We start from the raw sequence: 17,738 nt of genomic DNA on the forward strand, positions 1-17,738 counted from the left end.
GCGATACGATACCTAGGTGCTCGATGAATCGGGAAATGCGAAGCGCATTGGTCGTCTGTACGCGTCGAATCGGCGACGTGCTCTTAGCGACACCCGTCGTACGCTCCCTCAAGACCGCGTTGCCGCATCTGATGATCGATATGCTGGTGTTCGAAGGGACCGAAGATATCGTGTCGGCAAATGAGGATATCCGGCGGATCTGGACGATTCCCGAGCGCCCGACGATTGCGAAACATCTGAAATTACTGCGCGCGATGTGGCGACGCTATGATGTCGCGCTTTCTGTTCTGGCGGGAGACCGTCCCACCTTTCACGCTTGGGTGGCCGGTCGATATCGTATTGGGACTCTCTTGCCGGACAACAAATCACGGTGGAAACAACGCCTACTTCACGAATGGGTTCCCTTTGACAACCTGCAGACTCATACGATCGTCATGAATCTGCGGTTGCTCGAATCCTTGAAAATCAAGCCGCTTGGAACTCCTATTGTGACGTGGACTCAAGACGATGAAAACTCAGTTCAGCGCATGTTTCCTCAGATGCGGGATGCCCGACGATATGCCGTGTTACATATATCGCCGAAGTTTGCCTACAAGACTTGGACGGTGGCTGGGTGGGTGGCGCTTGGGCAGTGGTTGATTGACCGTGGGATGGGGGTAGTTGTCACAGGTATGGAGTCAGGCCAAGAGGCGTACTGCGAACAAGTCATCCAGGGCTTGCCGGGTGCCGTGAATCTGGTCGGCCGAGTGACGCTGCCGGCCCTTGGGTGTCTCTTAAGCCGCGCGGCTGTGTATATCGGAACTGATACGGCGGTGAGTCATATGGCGGCCGCTGTCGGGGTGCCTACCGTCGTGCTCTTTGGGCCGTCAAATCCGGTGAAGTGGGGTCCGTGGCCGAAGGACTTCTCTCCCACGACGCAAAGTCCGTGGGTCAGGCAAGGTTCGCAGCGGCAGGGAAATGTGTTTCTGCTCCAGGGAGAAGGGGAGTGTGTGCCTTGCTTTGCTGAAGGGTGCGACCGTCACATCAACAGTTTGAGTGATTGCCTCCAGCAGCTATCCGTGCAGCGTGCCATTCAGGCCATCGAATCCATCCTTGGAGAGCGGGCGCTCCTCGTTCCGACCACGGGGTACGCATGAAACAGTCTGCTGCCAAGCTATATCACTCCATTGCCGGACGATACGGGAACGTGGTCCTGCTTTATCGGTCATTTCTCCTCATCGGCGCACAGTTGGTTCTGATTTTCTTGGCAAACCTGACCGCGTTTGCACTGCGATTCGATGCCGACCTTCCTCCCGAGTATCAGCAGATGATGTGGGATCACGTTCCCGCCGTGCTGCTGATATTCGGTTCCGGCTTATGGATGTTTGGGATTCAGCGGGGACTTTGGAGATATGTCGGCATTTACGACTTAGGAAAAATCCTGCTGGCTTCCCTGACCGGCGCGGCGGCTTTTTACGGAGTCATCCATCTCATCGGCGGGATTACCCAGTATCCTCGCTCCGTCATCGTCCTGACCGGCCTGTTGAACGGACTATATTTGTCGGGCATACGATTGGCGGTGCGGGGATTCAGGGAATGGATCCGGATCGCCGATCCGACTGCCCGTCGAGTGCTGATCGTCGGCGCTGGAAATGCAGGCGAGTTGTTGGTTAGAGACATGCTTTCCGATGCCAACTATAACAGCCGGCCGGTTGGGTTTGTGGATGATGATCCCATCAAACGCAAGATGTCGATCCATGGAATACCGGTCGTGGGTACGATCGGCGATACTAGACATGCGGCGGATCGGCTGGAAGTTCAGGAGATCATCGTCGCCATCCCATCCGCGACAACCACGGTGAAGCAAAAAATTCTGGCGGCTTCAGAAGGGTGCACGGTCCCGATCAAGACCCTACCCAATCTCAAACAATTATTGGGTGATCCCGTCTCGTTGCAACAAGTACGGCCGATGAGTCTGGACGATTTGCTTCAACGTGAGCCGATCCAGACTGATTGCCAGGACTTGCACCCGCTCATCACCGGTAAGACATTGCTGGTCACCGGAGCGGGAGGTTCGATTGGGTCCGAGTTATGCCGGCAGATTTCGCAGTACAAGCCCAAAACCTTGGTGCTGTTTGAGCGGTATGAAAATGCCCTTCATGCGCTCTTGCTGGAATTGAGAGCGGCCTTTCCGGAAGCGCAGATACTCCCCCGCATAGGGGACGTGACGGTGCCCGACCGTGTGTCGGAAGTGTTCCGCCAGACCGGTCCCGATATTGTGTTCCATGCAGCGGCACACAAACATGTTCCGCTCATGGAACTGAATCCGAAGGAAGCGATTCGCAACAATATCTTAGGAACCCGTGTGGTTGCCGAAGCCGCCATGAAATCAGGCGTCGAGCGCTTCGTTCTCATTTCCACCGACAAGGCGGTCAACCCATCGAGCATCATGGGAGTCACCAAGAGAATTGCTGAGCATTTGCTTCAGGATTTGAACCATACCGGCCTTACGAAGTTCACCGTCGTGCGGTTCGGCAATGTGCTAGGCAGCAATGGAAGCGTGGTACCTCTCTTCACCGAGCAGATTCGTAAAGGTGGACCGGTGACGGTGACCCATCCGGAGATCAAGCGGTTTTTTATGACGATTCCAGAAGCGGTGCAATTGGTGCTGCAAGCGAGTGTGATGGGACGGGGAGGAGAGGTATTTGTCCTGGATATGGGTGAGCAAATCCGAGTTGCCGATCTCGCGAGAAACATGATTGTGTTGGCCGGCCTGGTTCCTGGCAAGGATATCGACATCATTTTTACCGGTCTCCGGCCTGGAGAAAAGTTGTACGAAGAACTCTTCGAGGAACGTGAACTGGTTGAGCCGACCTCCCATCCGAAGATCCATCGAGCCGCAGGAGCCCCTGTCCCAGTCGGCGAACTGAGCGAATGGTTGGAGTCACTGCAGGCCAATCTTCCGAAATACGAGGAAGAGGCGCTGCTCCGAGACCTCAAGCGGCTGGTTCCGAGTTTCCATCCGAGCCTCTCGCCAGGGGTCTGGTAGTATTTTCGTGTCGGCACGATGCTTCCTTGGTGTCCATCACACCCGCTACAGTTTTAACCGATGCCAACCGATAAGAACGGAAAGTGTTCGACCGAAATAGGGGGTGAGGCAGTGAAAGGTGTCGTGCTGGCGGGAGGACTCGGCAGTAGATTATTGCCCCTCACGAAGGTCACGAACAAGCATCTGCTGCCGGTTTATAACCGGCCGATGATCTATTATCCGATTCAGACGCTGGTCAATGCGGGTGTGACGGAAATCATGTTGGTTACCGGCGGGAATAGCGCCGGCGATTTCCTAAAACTGCTCGGGGATGGCAGAGAGTTTGGCCTCAAACATCTCAATTATACGTATCAGGAAGGCGAGGGAGGCATTGCCGACGCCCTTCGGTTGGCGGAGCACTTTGCCGATGGTGAACCGATCTGCGTCGTGTTGGGGGACAACATTATTCAAGGAAACATCGCCATGGCGGCGGACCGCTTTCGCAGTCAACGAAAGGGAGCGAAGATTCTTCTCAAAGAAGTGAAAGATCCGCAACGGTTCGGCGTGCCGGTTTTGGAGGGAGAACGTGTCGTAAGAATCGAGGAAAAGCCGCTCGAGCCACGGTCGCCCTATGCCGTAACCGGCATTTACTTTTATGATCCGCACGTCTTCCAGTTCATCCGGGAGCTGAAGCCTTCCGCAAGAGGAGAGCTGGAAATTACCGACGTCAACAACGCGTATATCAAGGCCGGGACGCTGACATGGGATCTGCTTCAGGGATGGTGGACGGATGCTGGCACCATCGAGTCATTATACCTGGCCAATCAGCTCGTCGGCCAAACCGGCGCAAACAACCTTCAAGTGGAATCGTAGATGCGCATCCTTGTTACCGGCGGCGCCGGGTTTATCGGCTCTCATCTGGTTCGACGTCTGCTGGTGTCGTCGCAGCATCAGATCGTCAATCTCGATGCCCTCCGCTATTCGGGGAACTTGACGAACCTGGACGCGGTCAGCCGGCATCCGGGGTATGTCTTTGTCCAGGGCGATATTTGCGATGCGCAACTGGTTTCATCCGTGATTCGCAAATATCGAATCGAAGGTATCATCAATTGCGCTGCGGAGACGCATGTCGATCGTTCAATTCTTGACCCGGGTAGCTTTGCGCGCACTGACGTGGTGGGTACGGGCGTGTTACTTGAAGAAGGGCGCCATGCCGGGGTTGCACGCTTTCTACAAGTGAGTACCGACGAGGTCTACGGCAACGTCGAATCCGGCCTGTCGACCGAAGCCGATCGGTTGGCGCCGCGTAGCCCCTATTCAGCCAGCAAAGCTGGGGGGGATCTTCTTACGCTGAGCTATGGGACGACCTATGGATTTCCCGTGGTCGTGACAAGAGGCAGCAACACCTACGGTTCCAATCAGTATCCGGAAAAATTTATTCCTCTCTTCGTGACGAACGCCATCGATGATCAGCTGTTGCCGTTGTACGGCGACGGAAGATATTGCCGAGATTGGCTTGCCGTCGAAGATCATTGTGCCGCGATCGAACGGGTCTTTTTTGATGGAGAACCGGGAGCCGTCTACAATATCGGTGGGGGGAACGAGCGTGAAAATATCGTGGTTGCCGAGGAGATTCTCTCCTGTCTGGGCAAGCCGAAGAGCTTGCTCCGCTTTGTGACGGACCGGCCCGGTCACGACCGCCGTTATGCCGTTGATTGCGGGAAACTGCGGCAGCTGGGATGGTGTCCTGCCGTACCGTTCGAAGAAGGGTTGCGCGCGACGGTTCGTTGGTATCAAGAGCATGAATCCTGGTGGCGTCCCATCAAATCCGGAGAGTTCCGGAAGTACTATGAGCAGATGTACGGCAAACGGTTGCAACAAGTGAGTTAGAACGACGAGTCCTGTTGAAGAGCCGACGGTCACACCGGTCCGAGACTCCACCTGAATCGCAGTTTCAAGCCAGTCGATTGCCAACATGCGAATTCTCCTCACCGGGGCTAATGGGCAACTGGGTACCGTGCTCCGCAGGGCCCTCGGATCCGAAACAGTCATCTCCAAAGATTTGCCGGACTTCGATCTCACGCAGCTGACGGTTCATGACGAAATCGTTGAAGCCTCGCCGGATTTGATTATTCATGCGGGGGCGTACACAGATGTGGATGGGGCCGAGCGGGAACCCGACCTCGCGATGGCGGTGAACGCGAGGGGAACGGAACAGGTTGCGAAGGCCGCCGTTCGGCTTGGAGCCCGCCTGATCTACATTTCCACCGACTATGTGTTCGACGGCGAGCAGCAAAGACCATATGGTGAGTACGATAGCCCTCGCCCGATCAATCAATATGGACTGTCAAAATGGAAGGGGGAACAAGTTGTTCTGACATCGGGAGCCGACGCGCTTATCATCCGGACGGCGTGGCTCTATGGGGCCGTCGGTAAGAATTTTGTGAGGTCGATCATGCGCGCCGCGCAAAGTGAGTCGGTCTTGAAGGTCGTGAATGATCAGTACGGATGTCCCACATATGCCGAAGACCTGGCCTCCGTCCTTGCGTCGCTTATCGGTCAGGATGTGCAGGGAGTCGTCCACGCGACCAATCGTGGACAGTGCACGTGGTATGAGTTTGCGCGGGCTATCGTCCGCCAAATGGAACTCCCCTGTTCTGTCCTGCCGATCACGACCCAGCAGGCAGGTCGCCTCGCAAAGCGGCCGCCCTATTCTGTGCTGAGTGCGGACCGGCTGGAGTCATTGGGTTTCGCGTTACCCGAATGGCGCCAGGCATTGACCCGATTTGCCAAAGACACGCAGGTCCCTCTAACCGACCCTCAATAAGCAAGAGTTCATCCCGGCCAAAATCCTTTGCAATGGCCGAGAGACTCGCTAAGATAGCGATCGATTGCTGCCGGAGAGGCAACTTCTTCTTGTGAAACGCTCGTGAAACTCAAACCTCGGCACAAGCCCGCGAGAAGTCTCCTGCGGAATATCCGATTGCTGGCAACCGATGTGGACGGAGTGCTGACCGATGCCGGCATGTATTATTCTGAGTCGGGTGATGAATGGAAAAAGTTCAATACCCGTGACGGAATGGGGATCAAACTGCTGCAGAAGGCCGGACTCATTACAGCGATCGTCACGCAGGAACGAACCAGGTTGGTGGCCAGGCGTGCTGAAAAACTCGCCATCCCCGAGCTTCATCAGGGGGTGATGGACAAATTGTCGGTGATCCGAGACATGGCGACACGGCATGGCATTTCACTCCGGCAAGTCGCGTATATCGGCGATGACGTGAACGACATCGAGGCGTTGAAAGCCGTGGGGTTGTCAGCGGCTCCCGCGGATGGGCTTCCACAAGTGTTGGAGATCGTCCACTATATCTGCCGGAAGAAGGGCGGAGAGGGGGCGGTTCGAGAGCTTGCGGAAATGATTCTTCAATCTCGTAGCGAGACGAACATCACAAGACGGGATCGTTGAGGGAAGTTATGGCGCGTACATCCAATCTGTATCCAGTGATCATGGCAGGGGGCAGTGGTACCAGGTTTTGGCCGTTGAGTCGCCATCTGTTCCCGAAACAGCTCTTGCGGATCGGCGGAGAGCATACGTTGATTCAACAAACGATGCGACGCGTCTCAGGCTGTGCGCCGGCAGCTCACGTGCTGATCTCGACGAATGCGGCGCAGGCTGACCTCATCCGTGGCCAATTGGCCGACTGGAAGGACGAACTGACCGATGGATTCCTTCTGGAACCGGAAGGACGGAACACGGCGCCCGCAATTGCATTGGCGGCGCTTGAGGTGCTGGCCCGAGATCCTGATGGACTCATGTTGGTCGTTCCTGCCGATCATGTGGTAACAGGGCAGCGGGATTTTGAGGCGGCGGTTCAATTGGCTTCCCAATTGGCAGCGGAAGGTTATCTGGTCACATTTGGGATCAAGCCGATTCGGCCGGAAACCGGGTACGGCTATATCAAACCGAACGGCAAAGTACTGCTCGGCAAACAGGGAAAACTGAAGGGACATCCTGTTCAAAGGTTCGTGGAGAAGCCCAATGCGACCAAGGCAGCCCAATACCTCAAGGCAGGTCACTATTTTTGGAACAGCGGTATGTTTGTCTGGCGTGCTGCAACGATCTTGGAGGAGATTGCCCTTCATCAGCCTGCGATTGCGGTCTCAATGGAGCGGATCCGGAGACTCAAGAAGGACGGCGTTCCTAAACAGTCGATAGACGACGTGTATCGTCAAATCACGCCCGTCTCTATCGACACGGGTGTGATGGAACGGTCGTCGAAGGCGGCCGTGGTGCCGGTGACCTTCAAGTGGTCGGATGTCGGGAGTTGGGGTAGTTTGGACGAAGTGGCGGAAAGGAATAAGGCCGGCAACGTCCTGACCGGACGAGTGATCGACCTTGAGAGCACTCATTCGATTGTCTACGCGGACCGGCGTGTTGTCGCGACGATCGGATTACAAGACATGGTGGTGGTGGATACCCCTGATGCGACATTAGTGTGTCCAAAGTCAAGAGCGCAGGACGTGAAGAAGATCGTCGATGTGCTCAAGCAGCAGCAGGCACCCGAACATATGGAACACCTGACGGTTCAGCGGCCATGGGGTTCGTACACGATCCTGGAAGAAGGTCCGGGGTTCAAAGTGAAACGTGTGACGGTCAACCCCGGTGGACGGCTCTCGCTTCAGTTGCATCACAAGCGTAGCGAACATTGGGTCGTGATCGCGGGCACCGCGCGCGTGACAAGAGACCAAGAAGTGTTCGATTTAAGGGTTGGAGAAAGTACGGCCATTCCGGTCAACACCAAACATCGTTTAGAGAATCCGGGACAGGAGACCGTCCACATTATCGAAGTGCAGAACGGACCCTACCTCGGTGAAGATGATATTGTGCGGTTCAAGGATGATTACGGCCGAGTAGCGACGAATTGACGCAAGGAATAGACGGCGGGTCCCAGCAACGCGCCAAGTATGGGTTCGGCTGAGGAGTTTACTAAGGAGGGATCGTGGGGTTGTTTCGGGAATATGATCTCCGCGGAATTGTCGGCAGGGAACTGACCGAGGAGGTGGCCGAACGGTTCGGTCGAGCCTATTCCACATATGTCAGCGTGCGTGGAGTGAAGACGATCAGTCTTGGGCGTGACGGTCGATTAAGCTCTCCAGCCCTCCACAAGGCATTGCTCAAGGGTCTGCTTGCCGGAGGGCTCGACGTGATCGACATCGGAATTTGTACGTCTCCGCTGGTCTACTTTTCCTTGTTCACGCTGCCGGTCGGCGGCGGCATCATGATTACGGGGAGCCACAACGCAGCAGAATATAACGGGTTTAAGGTCTGTATCGGCAAGACAGCCATCCATGGAGAGGAAATTCAGGAACTTCGGCGAGTGATGGAACAAGGCACCTTCATATCGGGAGAAGGTCGTCTTTCCGAGCACCCGATTATTCCTGACTACCTGGCGCACCTCAAGAAGAGCTTTTCGCATGTCAGGGCACATCGCCTACATGTCGTGATCGATAGCGGGAACGGCGCGGCCTCGCTCGTGGCCAAGCAAGCCCTCGAGTTGTTGGGGTGTAAGGTGACAGGATTGTATTGTGATCTGGATGGATCTTTCCCCAATCACCACCCGGACCCTACGGTGCTGGAAAACCTCTCCGACTTGATGCAGGCAGTAAAGAATTACCAGGCTGATGTGGGAATCGGTTATGACGGGGATGCGGATCGCATCGGGGCCATTGACGAGCAGGGCAATGTTTTGTGGGGTGATCGCCTCTTGGTCCTCTACTCCCGCGACATCTTGGCCGTGAAACCCGGCAGCACGGTCATCTCGGAAGTGAAGGCCTCTCAAAGTCTGTATGATGATATTGCCAAACAGGGCGGACGTCCGATCATGTGGAAGACGGGGCATTCGTTGATCAAAGCCAAGATGAAAGAGGAATCTGCGGTATTGGCCGGTGAAATGTCCGGGCATATGTTTTTTGCGGATCGGTATTTCGGGTATGACGATGCGGTGTATGCATCTTGCCGGCTGATTGAAATCTTGGCCAAAGCGCAACGGCCGCTTTCGACCCTCATCTCTGATCTTCCCCAGTCGGTGGTCACTCCTGAAATACGAGTAGATCTTCCCGATGCCGTCAAGTTCGATGTCGTTGAACAGATTCGCATGAAATTTGAGGAATACCTGAGGACCAAGCAAAGCCTCGGGCCCAACAAGCTTGTCCTTCAGGGCCTCATCACGATCGACGGCGTCCGTGCGAAATTCGACGATGGATGGGGGCTCATCAGGGCTTCCAACACCCAACCGGCCTTAGTGCTGAGATTTGAAGCGATATCTTCCGCCCAGCTCGATGTCATTCGAGCGCTCATCGAAGACGAACTCGCAGAAGCGAGACGAGCGCTCGGGTGCTAGCAGGTGCCCGAGGTCGGACGGTTTGGAATCGTGGTGTGACCCATCTCTGGCGTTCTGCCATGATCGCAGCTGCTGTGTCGGCCCTTTTATTCCCGGCCGGCTCCACAGAAGCTGAATCTCCGGGTAAAGCAAATCGCCCGTTTCAGGTCGGAGAACGGCTGACCTATCAGGTGTCCTGGCTCAACATTACTGCGGCGATCGCCGTGATGGAAGTAGCGCGGATGGAAGGAACGAAGGAGCAAACGGTCGCCAAGTTGGTGGGCACAGCGCAATCGACTCCGCTCCTCACGAAGTTTTTCCCCGTCGATAATCGTGTCGAGTCGGAACTGGACCTGGAGGCGCTCGTACCGGAACATATGACGTTCCGCCGACGCGAAGGAAAAAAGAAAGAGGATATCGAGTACAGATTCCATCAAAAAGAAGGGATGGTCACGGCAGTCAGAGGAGGCACCACGGAGTCATTGCCTATTCCGGCCGGCACTCAAGATATCATTTCCTGCTTGTACTATACGCGTACGGTGTTGCCGCCGACGCCGGGGGCCTCACTGAAAATGAACGTGTATCATGACAAGAAGAATCGACCGGTCGAGGTGCGCGTAGAAGGGCTTGAGACTATTGAAGGGTCGTGGGGCAAGGCGGAGACTGTGCGGGTGCTGGTCATCATGCCGTTCCATGGCCTCTTCATGAATCAGGGGAACATCCGTGTTTGGGTCACGACTGATGAGCACAGGACTCCGCTCCGCATGAAAGCGAAGGTCACACTGGGATCAATCGTGGCGGATCTGGTGGATGGGAAACCGGTTTCGCAAAGCTGATATCGGTTGTTGTTCGCGCGGGTCAAACTCGCTATACTGAGCGGCATCATGAGAGAATTTCCCCTTACTTTAAGCCGGTTTATAATTCAAAATCAGGAGTCGCACCAAGGCGCGACGGAGGAATTCTCCAGCCTGTTGACCCGGATCGGTCTCGTCGGCAAGCTCATTGCGCAAGATCTCAGGCGAGCCGGCCTGATCAACATTCTTGGAACGACGGGCGACACGAACGTACAGGGAGAAGTGGTCAAGAAGCTGGACGCCATCGCCAATGACGACTTCGTCAAAGTCTTCCAGCATAGCGGATATGTTTGTGCTCTGGCTTCGGAGGAAATGGAAAAGCCGATCTCGCTGCCGGGCAATTGGCCGCAGGGCAAATACATGCTGCTCTTCGATCCACTCGACGGCTCCTCCAATACGGACAACAATATGCCGCTCGGCGCTATTTTTTCCGTGCTCAAGTACGGACGGTCAGATCATTTGCCCGCTGAAGAGGAATTGCTGCGCCGAGGGACCGAACAAGTCGCGGCCGGGTATCTGCTGTACGGGTCGAGCACCATGTTGGTCTATACGGTCGGACAAGGTGTATACGGATTTACGCTTGAACCGGGGATTGGAGAGTATCTGTTGTCCCATGCGCGGATCAGTATTCCCAATAAAGGCAAGGTCTACGCTGCCAACGAGGGGAACTATAACAAGTGGTCGGAAGGAACGAAAAAGTATCTGGATTTCCTCAAGGTCAGCGATAAGGCGACCGGTCGTCCCTACAGCGCCCGGTATTCGGGCTGCTTGGTGGCCGATGTACACCGCTTGTTGCTCGGAGGAGGAATCTATCTCTATCCGGGCGAAGTCGATAAACCGGAAGGGAAACTCCGGCTTCTGTATGAGGCGAATCCGTTGGCGTTTGTCGTCGAACAGGCCGGTGGAACAGCTTCGACGGGAACGTCGAGAATACTGGAAGTAGAACCCAAGAAGCTCCACCAACGCGTGCCGCTGATCATCGGCAGCCGTTACGATGTCGAGCAGGCGGAAGCGTACATTCAGGGGCGAGCCTAATTACTCATGTATGTGTTACTGTGATGTTGGCGGGAGGAAATCATGGGAGATCGAGTTCAAGAAATTCTGAGTTGGTATGGCAGCGATAACGTCGGCACAAAAACCAATATCGCCCGCTTGCTTCGATCCGGCAAATTAGCCGGAAGCGGCAAATTGGTGATCCTGCCGGTTGATCAAGGATTCGAGCACGGTCCGGCGCGGAGCTTCGCGCCGAACCCGCCCGGCTATGATCCGCACTATCATTTTCAGCTGGCGATCGATGCGGGGTGTAATGCCTATGCCGCACCGTTAGGTTTTCTCGAGGCCGCAGCCAATCAATTCGCGGGGCAGATTCCCCTCATCCTCAAGTTGAACAATCACGATGTGCTGCATGACGAGAAGGATCCGTTGCCGTCGGTCACCGGCAGTGTAAAGGATGCGCTTCGTTTGGGGTGTTCTGCTGTGGGGTTTACGATCTATCCCGGGTCGGCTCACTGCAACGCCATGTATGAGCAATTGCGGGCCATTGCCGAGGAAGCCAAGGAGAGCGGCCTGGCCGTTGTGGTCTGGTCGTATCCGCGCGGGTCCGCGTTGAGCAAAGAGGGTGAAACAGCCATGGATGTGGTGGCCTACGCGGCGCAAATTGCGGCGCAACTCGGAGCGCACGTGATCAAGGTCAAGCTTCCGACCGCGCACCTCGAACAGTCTGCGGCTAAAAAGGTGTACGAGGCCGAACAGATTCCGATCAAGACGCTGGCGGAACGAGTCAAACATGTGGTGCAGAGTTCCTTCGATGGCCGGCGGATTGTAATCTTTTCCGGCGGGGCGAAAAGCGAGGATAAAAACGTCTTTGATGAAGCGCGGGCGATTCGCGATGGAGGCGGATTCGGGAGCATCATCGGCCGGAATTCATTCCAACGCCCGAAGGCGGAAGCGATCAAGTTTCTCCAGACCATCATGGGAATCTATGCCGGCCAGATTCAATAAGCACTGATCCAGCCCAAAGAAGAGCAGATCAACCATCATGAACCAGTTGGACCTCGGACAGAAGCCACCTCAGAAGACCAGAAGTTGGATCGTTGCAGCCACCTTGTTGACTGCCGGGATGATCATCGGTTTCGTCGTGGCGTCGGACCTCGGTTGGCTACCGACAGGCCACGCCATACCGGATACACCGTCTCCGGCAGCGCCTCCGCCGGTCGCCAGACCGGTTTCGACCGCTCCTCAGCCTGCACTAGGTGGGAGTAGTCAAACCTTTGTGGACATTGCCAAGTCTGTGAAGCCCGCGGTGGTGAATATCTATGCCACCAAAAGCGGTCGTTCTGAGGGATCAGGGACAACGCCGTTCGACGACCCGTTGTTTCGAAAGTTTTTCGGCGATGAGTTTTTTCGGAAATTCGAACACCCGAAAGAACGAAAAGAGCGGGGGCTTGGGTCCGGCGTCATCGTAGAATCGAACGGGCTGATCATCACCAACAATCATGTCGTCGGCAAGGCGGATGAGATTCGAGTCACGCTGTCGGATAAACGCGAATTCAAGGCGAAACTGATCGGCACCGACCCGAAGACAGATGTGGCTGTCGTAAAGATCGATGCGACGGGGCTTCCTACGGTGCCTTGGGCGGATTCAGATAAACTGGAGGTCGGGGAGTTCGTTCTCGCCGTGGGAAATCCGTTTGGCCTGACACAGACTGTGACCTTAGGAATTGTCAGTGCGTTGGGTCGAGCTGCAGGAATTGCCGAGTACGAAGATTTTATCCAGACAGATGCGGCCATCAATCCAGGCAACTCCGGCGGGCCATTGGTCAATGTGAGAGGCGAGCTGGTGGGGATCAATACGGCGATCTTCAGCCAGAGCGGCGGCAACATGGGGATCGGGTTTGCTGTACCGAGCAATATGGCGCAAGGCATCATGGGGCAGCTCGTGCAGAGCGGAAAAGTCGTCCGTGGCTGGCTTGGAGTGTCCATTCAAGAGTTGACGCCGGAATTGGCCTCCCAGTTCGGCGTTGGGGACACAAAAGGTGTGCTGGTCAGTGATGTCATGGACGACAGCCCGGCTAAAAAGGCTGGATTCGAGCGAGCCGATGTCATCATTGAATATGACGGCAAACCGATGGATTCGCCGACACACCTGCGTAATGCCGTGGCGCAGACTCCGGTTGGGAAAAAGGTGGCCATCAAGTTCATCCGTGACAAGAAGCCGAAAACCGTCGATCTCACTATCGTCGAGCAGCCCAAGTCGATGTCGCAGAATGGCGATGACGACGGGGGAGAATCGGCCACGCCGACCGGGGTGCTCTCCAGTCTGGACGTTCGCGACCTGACTGAAGAATTGGCGGGCCGGTATGGGTTGAAGTCGAGTGACCGAGGCGTCGTGATTGTTCGGGTCAAGCCCGGAAGTACGGCTGAAGAATTAGGGGTCCGAGAGGGCGATATCGTTCTCGAAGTGAATCGTCAAGCCGTAACATCGGTGAAGGTCTTTGAGCGGATCGCCGGCAAACTGCCGAAGGATCAGGCCGTCTTGCTGTTACTGAAACGGCAGGGCAGAACGATCTATCTTACACTTCGTCCATGAGGCGCCCTGAAGTCAGCAAGATCAAAGAGGCCGGCGTCGAGGTTGCGCCGTTTCGTCCCATCGTGATGAGCAAGTCCAGCCCAGACTTCATCCGTGAGTAATCGCACCGTGGCTCTCGTTCCTGCCGCCGGACGGGGGCTTCGCATGGGCGGCCCTGTGCCGAAACAATTCCTATCGCTCGGCGGGGAGCCTCTTATCCTCCATTCTCTCCGTGTACTTCAAGTCTCTTCAGCCATTGATGAAATCATCCTAGCTGTTCCCGCAACTGAGATGGACTATTGCCTCACGCAGATTGTGGCACAGCATCACTTCACCAAAGTGACAAAAGTGGTGCCTGGAGGAAAGGAGCGGCAGGATTCAGTTCGGCATGCGCTTGAGGAAGTGCACGACGATGTCGAGGTGGTGCTGGTTCATGATGCGGTACGCCCGTTTCTCACTGAGCGGATGGTGGAAGAAGTGGTGAAGAAGGCGCGGGCTAAGGGAGCAGCGATCATTGCTCTGCCGATGAAAGATACGGTCAAGCAGGTGGGGGCGGACCATGTGATCGAACGGACTCTCGATCGGGAGACGCTATGGCTGGCTCAGACCCCGCAAGCCTTCCGGCGAGATTGGTTGTTGGCAGCCCATCGGAAGGCTCATGGGGAGGGAGTTCGCGCGACGGATGACGCCTATTTGATGGAGTGGTGCGGATATCCTGTTTCTGTGGTGGAAGGGAGCGGAGAAAATATCAAAGTGACGAGGCCGGAAGATATGGTGATCGGCGAAGCAATCTTGTCGTCACGTCGATCGGATGGCATGAAAGGAACGGTATGAAAAAGGGCTCTCGCATCGGCTATGGCTACGACGTCCACCCGCTCGGACCGGGCCGCAAATTGATTCTTGGGGGAATTGAAATTCCACACACGAAAGGATTGCTCGGCCATTCCGATTCCGATGTACTGGTGCATGCGGTTTGCGATGCGCTGTTGGGCGCGATGGGAGAAGGAGATCTCGGGCGGCACTACCCGAGTTCAGACTCCAAGTACAAGGGGATCTCGAGCTTGAAACTGCTGGAAGATGTCATGGCGAAGCTGAAAGCCAATGGGTATCGGATCGGAAACATCGACACCGTGATTGTGGCCCAGGCTCCCCGCCTCGGCCCACATCTGGCAGCGATGCAGAAGAAAATGGCGGAGACTGCGGATATCGATCCTGCCCTGATCAATGTAAAGGTCAAAAGCGGGGAAGGATTAGATGCGGTCGGGCACGAAGAGGGAATGATCGCTCACGCTGTATGTTTGATCGAGCCGGTCTGACGTCGTACGATACTCAGTCGTGTTGACGAAGATCAAACAAGACCTCCAGGCGATTTTTGATCGGGACCCCGCGGCGACCAGCACACTGGAGGTGGTCCTGACCTATGCCGGGTTTCATGCGCTCTTGGCCTACCGCTTCTCTCACTGGCTGAAGTCACATGATGTTCCGATTCTGCCGCGTGTTATTTCGCAGTTAGCGCGCTGGATGACCGGTGTTGAGATCCATCCTTCCGCCAAGATCGGGACCGGGTTTTTCATCGATCACGGCATGGGAGTCGTGATCGGGGAAACTGCTCAAATCGGTGATTACGTGACGCTCTTTCAAGGAGTGACATTGGGTGGCACGGGCAAAGAGCGAGGGAAACGCCATCCCACTCTCGGGAATCACATCATGGTCGGGGCTGGTGCGAAGATCCTTGGCGGCATTACGATCGGCGACAATGTGAAGATCGGTGCGAATTCAGTCGTTCTGAAGAACATCGCGGCCAATTCGACCGTGATCGGAGTGCCTGCCCGCGTCATTAAGACCCAGGGGACGCGTTTACCAGATGCGACCATGGATCAAGTCGATCTGTCCGACCCGATTATTGACCGGCTGATCGCCCTTGAACGGGAATTGATCGAACTCCGCAAGAAGCTCGAAAACCAGGATACACCGCCCCGTCCTTAGGCCCTTCCACTCGACTCGTCGTTTTCTGCTCGCCCGCCGCTGTATTGCACACCTTTGTCCGATTCTTTAGGCCAGCAGTGCTAGTCCCGCCGGCCGATCTTCCATAAGCCCCATCTTCTCGTCTGCACACTTCACCGCTCTAATTCATCACTGGTCTCAGGACTGAAGGGAGGAAGATTTCTCCCGGAGAAATAGGGTATTCTCTCCGGCGAGCCAATGCGCATCGCGGCAGCCGTATCGAACAGTTTCAGCAGGAACAAGGAAGGGAACCTATGAGTTCAACACCAGGCATCACACCGGCGCGCCAATTTAAGAAGCTCCTGATGTCCGAGCAGTTGGAATTCATCTGTGAAGCCCACAATGGTCTGAGCGCAAAAATAGTTCAAGAAACCGGCTTTCGAGGCATTTGGGCCAGCGGTCTTTCCATCTCGGCGCAATTCGGTGTCCGCGACAACAACGAAGCCAGTTGGACCCAAGTCCTGGACAATCTGGAATTCATGTCCGATGCGACGACGATTCCGATTCTTCTCGACGGCGATACCGGATACGGCAACTTCAATAACATGCAGCGTCTCGTCCGAAAACTGGAGCAGCGCCGTATCGCCGCGGTCTGCATCGAGGACAAGCTTTTTCCCAAGACGAATAGCTTTATCAAAGGGGACGCCCAACCGATGGCGGACATGCAAGAGTTTTGCGGCAAGATCAAGGCGGGCAAAGATGCCCAGACCGATCCGGACTTTTCCATCATTGCCAGGGTGGAGGCCTTTATCTGCGGCTGGGGGCTGGCGGAAGCTCTGCGTCGAGCGGAGGCTTATCGGCAGGCGGGTGCCGACGGCATCCTCATTCATAGTGCGCTGTCGGTACCGGATGAGATCTTGTCGTTCAAACAGGAATGGGGAAACCGATGCCCGGTCGTGATCGTGCCCACTAAATATTACGCTACGCCCACCGATGTGTTTCGGCAGCATGGATTTTCTATGGTGATTTGGGCCAATCACATGCTGCGGGCCGCGGTGGCCGCTATGCAGAAAACGGCGCGGATTTTAAAGGAACAAGAACATCTCCTCTCCATTGAAGACAAGGTCGTGCCGGTTTCAGAAATCTTTCGCCTGCAAAATGCTGCGGAATTACAGGATGCTGAAGACCGGTACCTTCCCCGCGGCGCCGAAAACACGTCCGCCATTGTGCTGGCCGCTTCCCGCGGGGAGGAACTCCGGGAGTTGACGGAACATCAGCCCAAGACGATGGTGAAAATTCAGGGCGCGTCGATTCTGTCTCACATCGTGGACGCCTACAACGCCGTGGGGATCAAGGACATCACGGTCGTCCGTGGGTATAAGAAGGAGGCGGTGACCCTGCGGAATCTGACCTATCTCGATAACGATGACTTTGCTGAAACCGGTGAGTTGGATTCGCTCGACAAAGCTCTCCGCGCGCGGAAAGGCCTGGCTAAGGATCTGATCATTTCGTACGGTGACGTGCTGTTCAATAAGTACATCCCTCAGGCTCTCTGCCAGGAAAAAGAAGACTTTGTGATCTTCGTGGACAGCGATTGGCAGAACCAAAGCAGTTATGCTCGCCTGGGCGGCTTTGCCGAATGCTCTCTGCCGAATTCAAAGAAGGCGTTTAACGCCAAGATCTACCTCAAGCAATTAGGAGATACGGTTTCGAGAGAACACACGCATGGAGTCTGGATGGGTTTTCTGAAAACGTCTGCTGCCGGAGCCGTCCAGTTACAGACAATTCTGACCGCAATGCTGGCCGACCCTGCCAATCGCAAAGCCGGCATCCCCAATCTGTTGCAAGAACTGCTGAAACGTCAGCATCCGATTCGCGTGCTGTATACGGTCGGACACTGGCTCGACATCAACAGCCTCGATGACGTGGTTCAGGCAGGTAATTTTTGACTTCTGTGCGCGGTTTACGCGCGTGCACTCATCTCG

16 protein-coding genes are annotated in these 17,738 nt (G+C 55.6%); all 16 read left to right on the plus strand.

Annotated features, from left to right (window positions below):
* The first annotated feature begins 23 nt into the window (after window positions 1–23).
* The 16 genes from H8K03_16870 (at window position 24) to aepX (ending at window position 17,702) form a co-directional block, all read left to right on the plus strand.
* The gene (locus H8K03_16870; protein ID UVT19446.1) at window positions 24–1,136 is read left to right on the plus strand and encodes a glycosyltransferase family 9 protein; all 1,113 of its coding nucleotides are present in this window, start codon (window positions 24–26) and stop codon (window positions 1,134–1,136) included.
* Window positions 1,133–3,028 (plus strand): polysaccharide biosynthesis protein, encoded by a 1,896-nt coding sequence (locus H8K03_16875; GenBank protein UVT19447.1) that lies wholly within the window; start codon window positions 1,133–1,135, stop codon window positions 3,026–3,028. The genes H8K03_16870 and H8K03_16875 overlap by 4 nt, the downstream gene beginning before the upstream one ends.
* Window positions 3,029–3,139: 111 nt before the next feature.
* A complete protein-coding gene (locus H8K03_16880) occupies window positions 3,140–3,880 on the plus strand; it encodes an NTP transferase domain-containing protein (GenBank protein UVT19448.1) in 741 nt (246 codons plus the stop codon).
* A complete protein-coding gene (rfbB, locus tag H8K03_16885) occupies window positions 3,881–4,897 on the plus strand; it encodes a dTDP-glucose 4,6-dehydratase (GenBank protein UVT19449.1) in 1,017 nt (338 codons plus the stop codon).
* Window positions 4,898–4,982: 85 nt separating this feature from the next.
* Window positions 4,983–5,834 carry a dTDP-4-dehydrorhamnose reductase gene (gene rfbD, locus H8K03_16890; GenBank protein ID UVT19450.1) on the plus strand — a complete coding sequence of 284 codons (852 nt, stop codon included), beginning with the start codon at window positions 4,983–4,985 and terminating at the stop codon, window positions 5,832–5,834.
* 156 nt (window positions 5,835–5,990) lie between these two features.
* Complete coding sequence (locus tag H8K03_16895) at window positions 5,991–6,473, plus strand: HAD-IIIA family hydrolase (GenBank protein ID UVT22526.1); 483 nt, start codon at window positions 5,991–5,993, stop codon at window positions 6,471–6,473.
* Between the two features lie 8 nt (window positions 6,474–6,481).
* Window positions 6,482–7,933: a mannose-1-phosphate guanylyltransferase/mannose-6-phosphate isomerase gene (locus H8K03_16900; protein ID UVT19451.1), complete on the plus strand. Its 1,452-nt coding sequence runs from the start codon at window positions 6,482–6,484 to the stop codon at window positions 7,931–7,933.
* Window positions 7,934–8,007: 74 nt separating this feature from the next.
* On the plus strand, window positions 8,008–9,408 hold the full coding sequence (locus tag H8K03_16905; GenBank protein UVT19452.1) for a phosphomannomutase/phosphoglucomutase: 1,401 nt from the start codon (window positions 8,008–8,010) through the stop codon (window positions 9,406–9,408).
* Window positions 9,409–9,467: 59 nt separating this feature from the next.
* Window positions 9,468–10,223 (plus strand): DUF3108 domain-containing protein, encoded by a 756-nt coding sequence (locus H8K03_16910; GenBank protein UVT19453.1) that lies wholly within the window; start codon window positions 9,468–9,470, stop codon window positions 10,221–10,223.
* Window positions 10,224–10,271: 48 nt separating this feature from the next.
* Complete coding sequence (fbp, locus tag H8K03_16915) at window positions 10,272–11,276, plus strand: class 1 fructose-bisphosphatase (GenBank protein UVT19454.1); 1,005 nt, start codon at window positions 10,272–10,274, stop codon at window positions 11,274–11,276.
* A 42-nt stretch (window positions 11,277–11,318) separates the two neighbouring features.
* Window positions 11,319–12,242, plus strand: coding sequence for a class I fructose-bisphosphate aldolase (locus H8K03_16920; protein UVT19455.1), 924 nt, complete (start codon window positions 11,319–11,321; stop codon window positions 12,240–12,242).
* A gap of 37 nt (window positions 12,243–12,279) precedes the next feature.
* Window positions 12,280–13,830 (plus strand): DegQ family serine endoprotease, encoded by a 1,551-nt coding sequence (locus H8K03_16925; GenBank protein ID UVT19456.1) that lies wholly within the window; start codon window positions 12,280–12,282, stop codon window positions 13,828–13,830.
* 108 nt (window positions 13,831–13,938) lie between these two features.
* Window positions 13,939–14,643 (plus strand): 2-C-methyl-D-erythritol 4-phosphate cytidylyltransferase, encoded by a 705-nt coding sequence (gene ispD, locus H8K03_16930; protein ID UVT19457.1) that lies wholly within the window; start codon window positions 13,939–13,941, stop codon window positions 14,641–14,643.
* Window positions 14,640–15,125 carry a 2-C-methyl-D-erythritol 2,4-cyclodiphosphate synthase gene (locus H8K03_16935; GenBank protein UVT19458.1) on the plus strand — a complete coding sequence of 162 codons (486 nt, stop codon included), beginning with the start codon at window positions 14,640–14,642 and terminating at the stop codon, window positions 15,123–15,125. Before ispD ends, H8K03_16935 begins: the two co-directional genes overlap by 4 nt.
* A 19-nt stretch (window positions 15,126–15,144) precedes the next feature.
* Window positions 15,145–15,795: a serine O-acetyltransferase gene (gene cysE, locus H8K03_16940; protein UVT19459.1), complete on the plus strand. Its 651-nt coding sequence runs from the start codon at window positions 15,145–15,147 to the stop codon at window positions 15,793–15,795.
* Between the two features lie 272 nt (window positions 15,796–16,067).
* A complete protein-coding gene (aepX, locus tag H8K03_16945) occupies window positions 16,068–17,702 on the plus strand; it encodes a phosphoenolpyruvate mutase (GenBank protein UVT19460.1) in 1,635 nt (544 codons plus the stop codon).
* The last annotated feature ends 36 nt before the right edge of the window (window positions 17,703–17,738 follow it).

Origin of the sequence: Nitrospira sp. (assembly GCA_024760545.1) — a bacterium.
Classification (GTDB): Bacteria; Nitrospirota; Nitrospiria; order Nitrospirales; family Nitrospiraceae; genus Nitrospira_D.

Coding starts and splice junctions, on each gene's coding strand:
- H8K03_16870 (UVT19446.1), top strand. CDS start 24: ATGAATCGGGAAATGCGAAGCGCATTGGTCGTCTGTACGCGTCGAATC.
- H8K03_16875 (UVT19447.1), top strand. CDS start 1,133: ATGAAACAGTCTGCTGCCAAGCTATATCACTCCATTGCCGGACGATAC.
- rfbB (UVT19449.1), top strand. CDS start 3,881: ATGCGCATCCTTGTTACCGGCGGCGCCGGGTTTATCGGCTCTCATCTG.
- rfbD (UVT19450.1), top strand. CDS start 4,983: ATGCGAATTCTCCTCACCGGGGCTAATGGGCAACTGGGTACCGTGCTC.
- H8K03_16900 (UVT19451.1), top strand. CDS start 6,482: ATGGCGCGTACATCCAATCTGTATCCAGTGATCATGGCAGGGGGCAGT.
- H8K03_16910 (UVT19453.1), top strand. CDS start 9,468: ATGATCGCAGCTGCTGTGTCGGCCCTTTTATTCCCGGCCGGCTCCACA.
- fbp (UVT19454.1), top strand. CDS start 10,272: ATGAGAGAATTTCCCCTTACTTTAAGCCGGTTTATAATTCAAAATCAG.
- H8K03_16920 (UVT19455.1), top strand. CDS start 11,319: ATGGGAGATCGAGTTCAAGAAATTCTGAGTTGGTATGGCAGCGATAAC.
- H8K03_16925 (UVT19456.1), top strand. CDS start 12,280: ATGAACCAGTTGGACCTCGGACAGAAGCCACCTCAGAAGACCAGAAGT.
- H8K03_16935 (UVT19458.1), top strand. CDS start 14,640: ATGAAAAAGGGCTCTCGCATCGGCTATGGCTACGACGTCCACCCGCTC.
- aepX (UVT19460.1), top strand. CDS start 16,068: ATGAGTTCAACACCAGGCATCACACCGGCGCGCCAATTTAAGAAGCTC.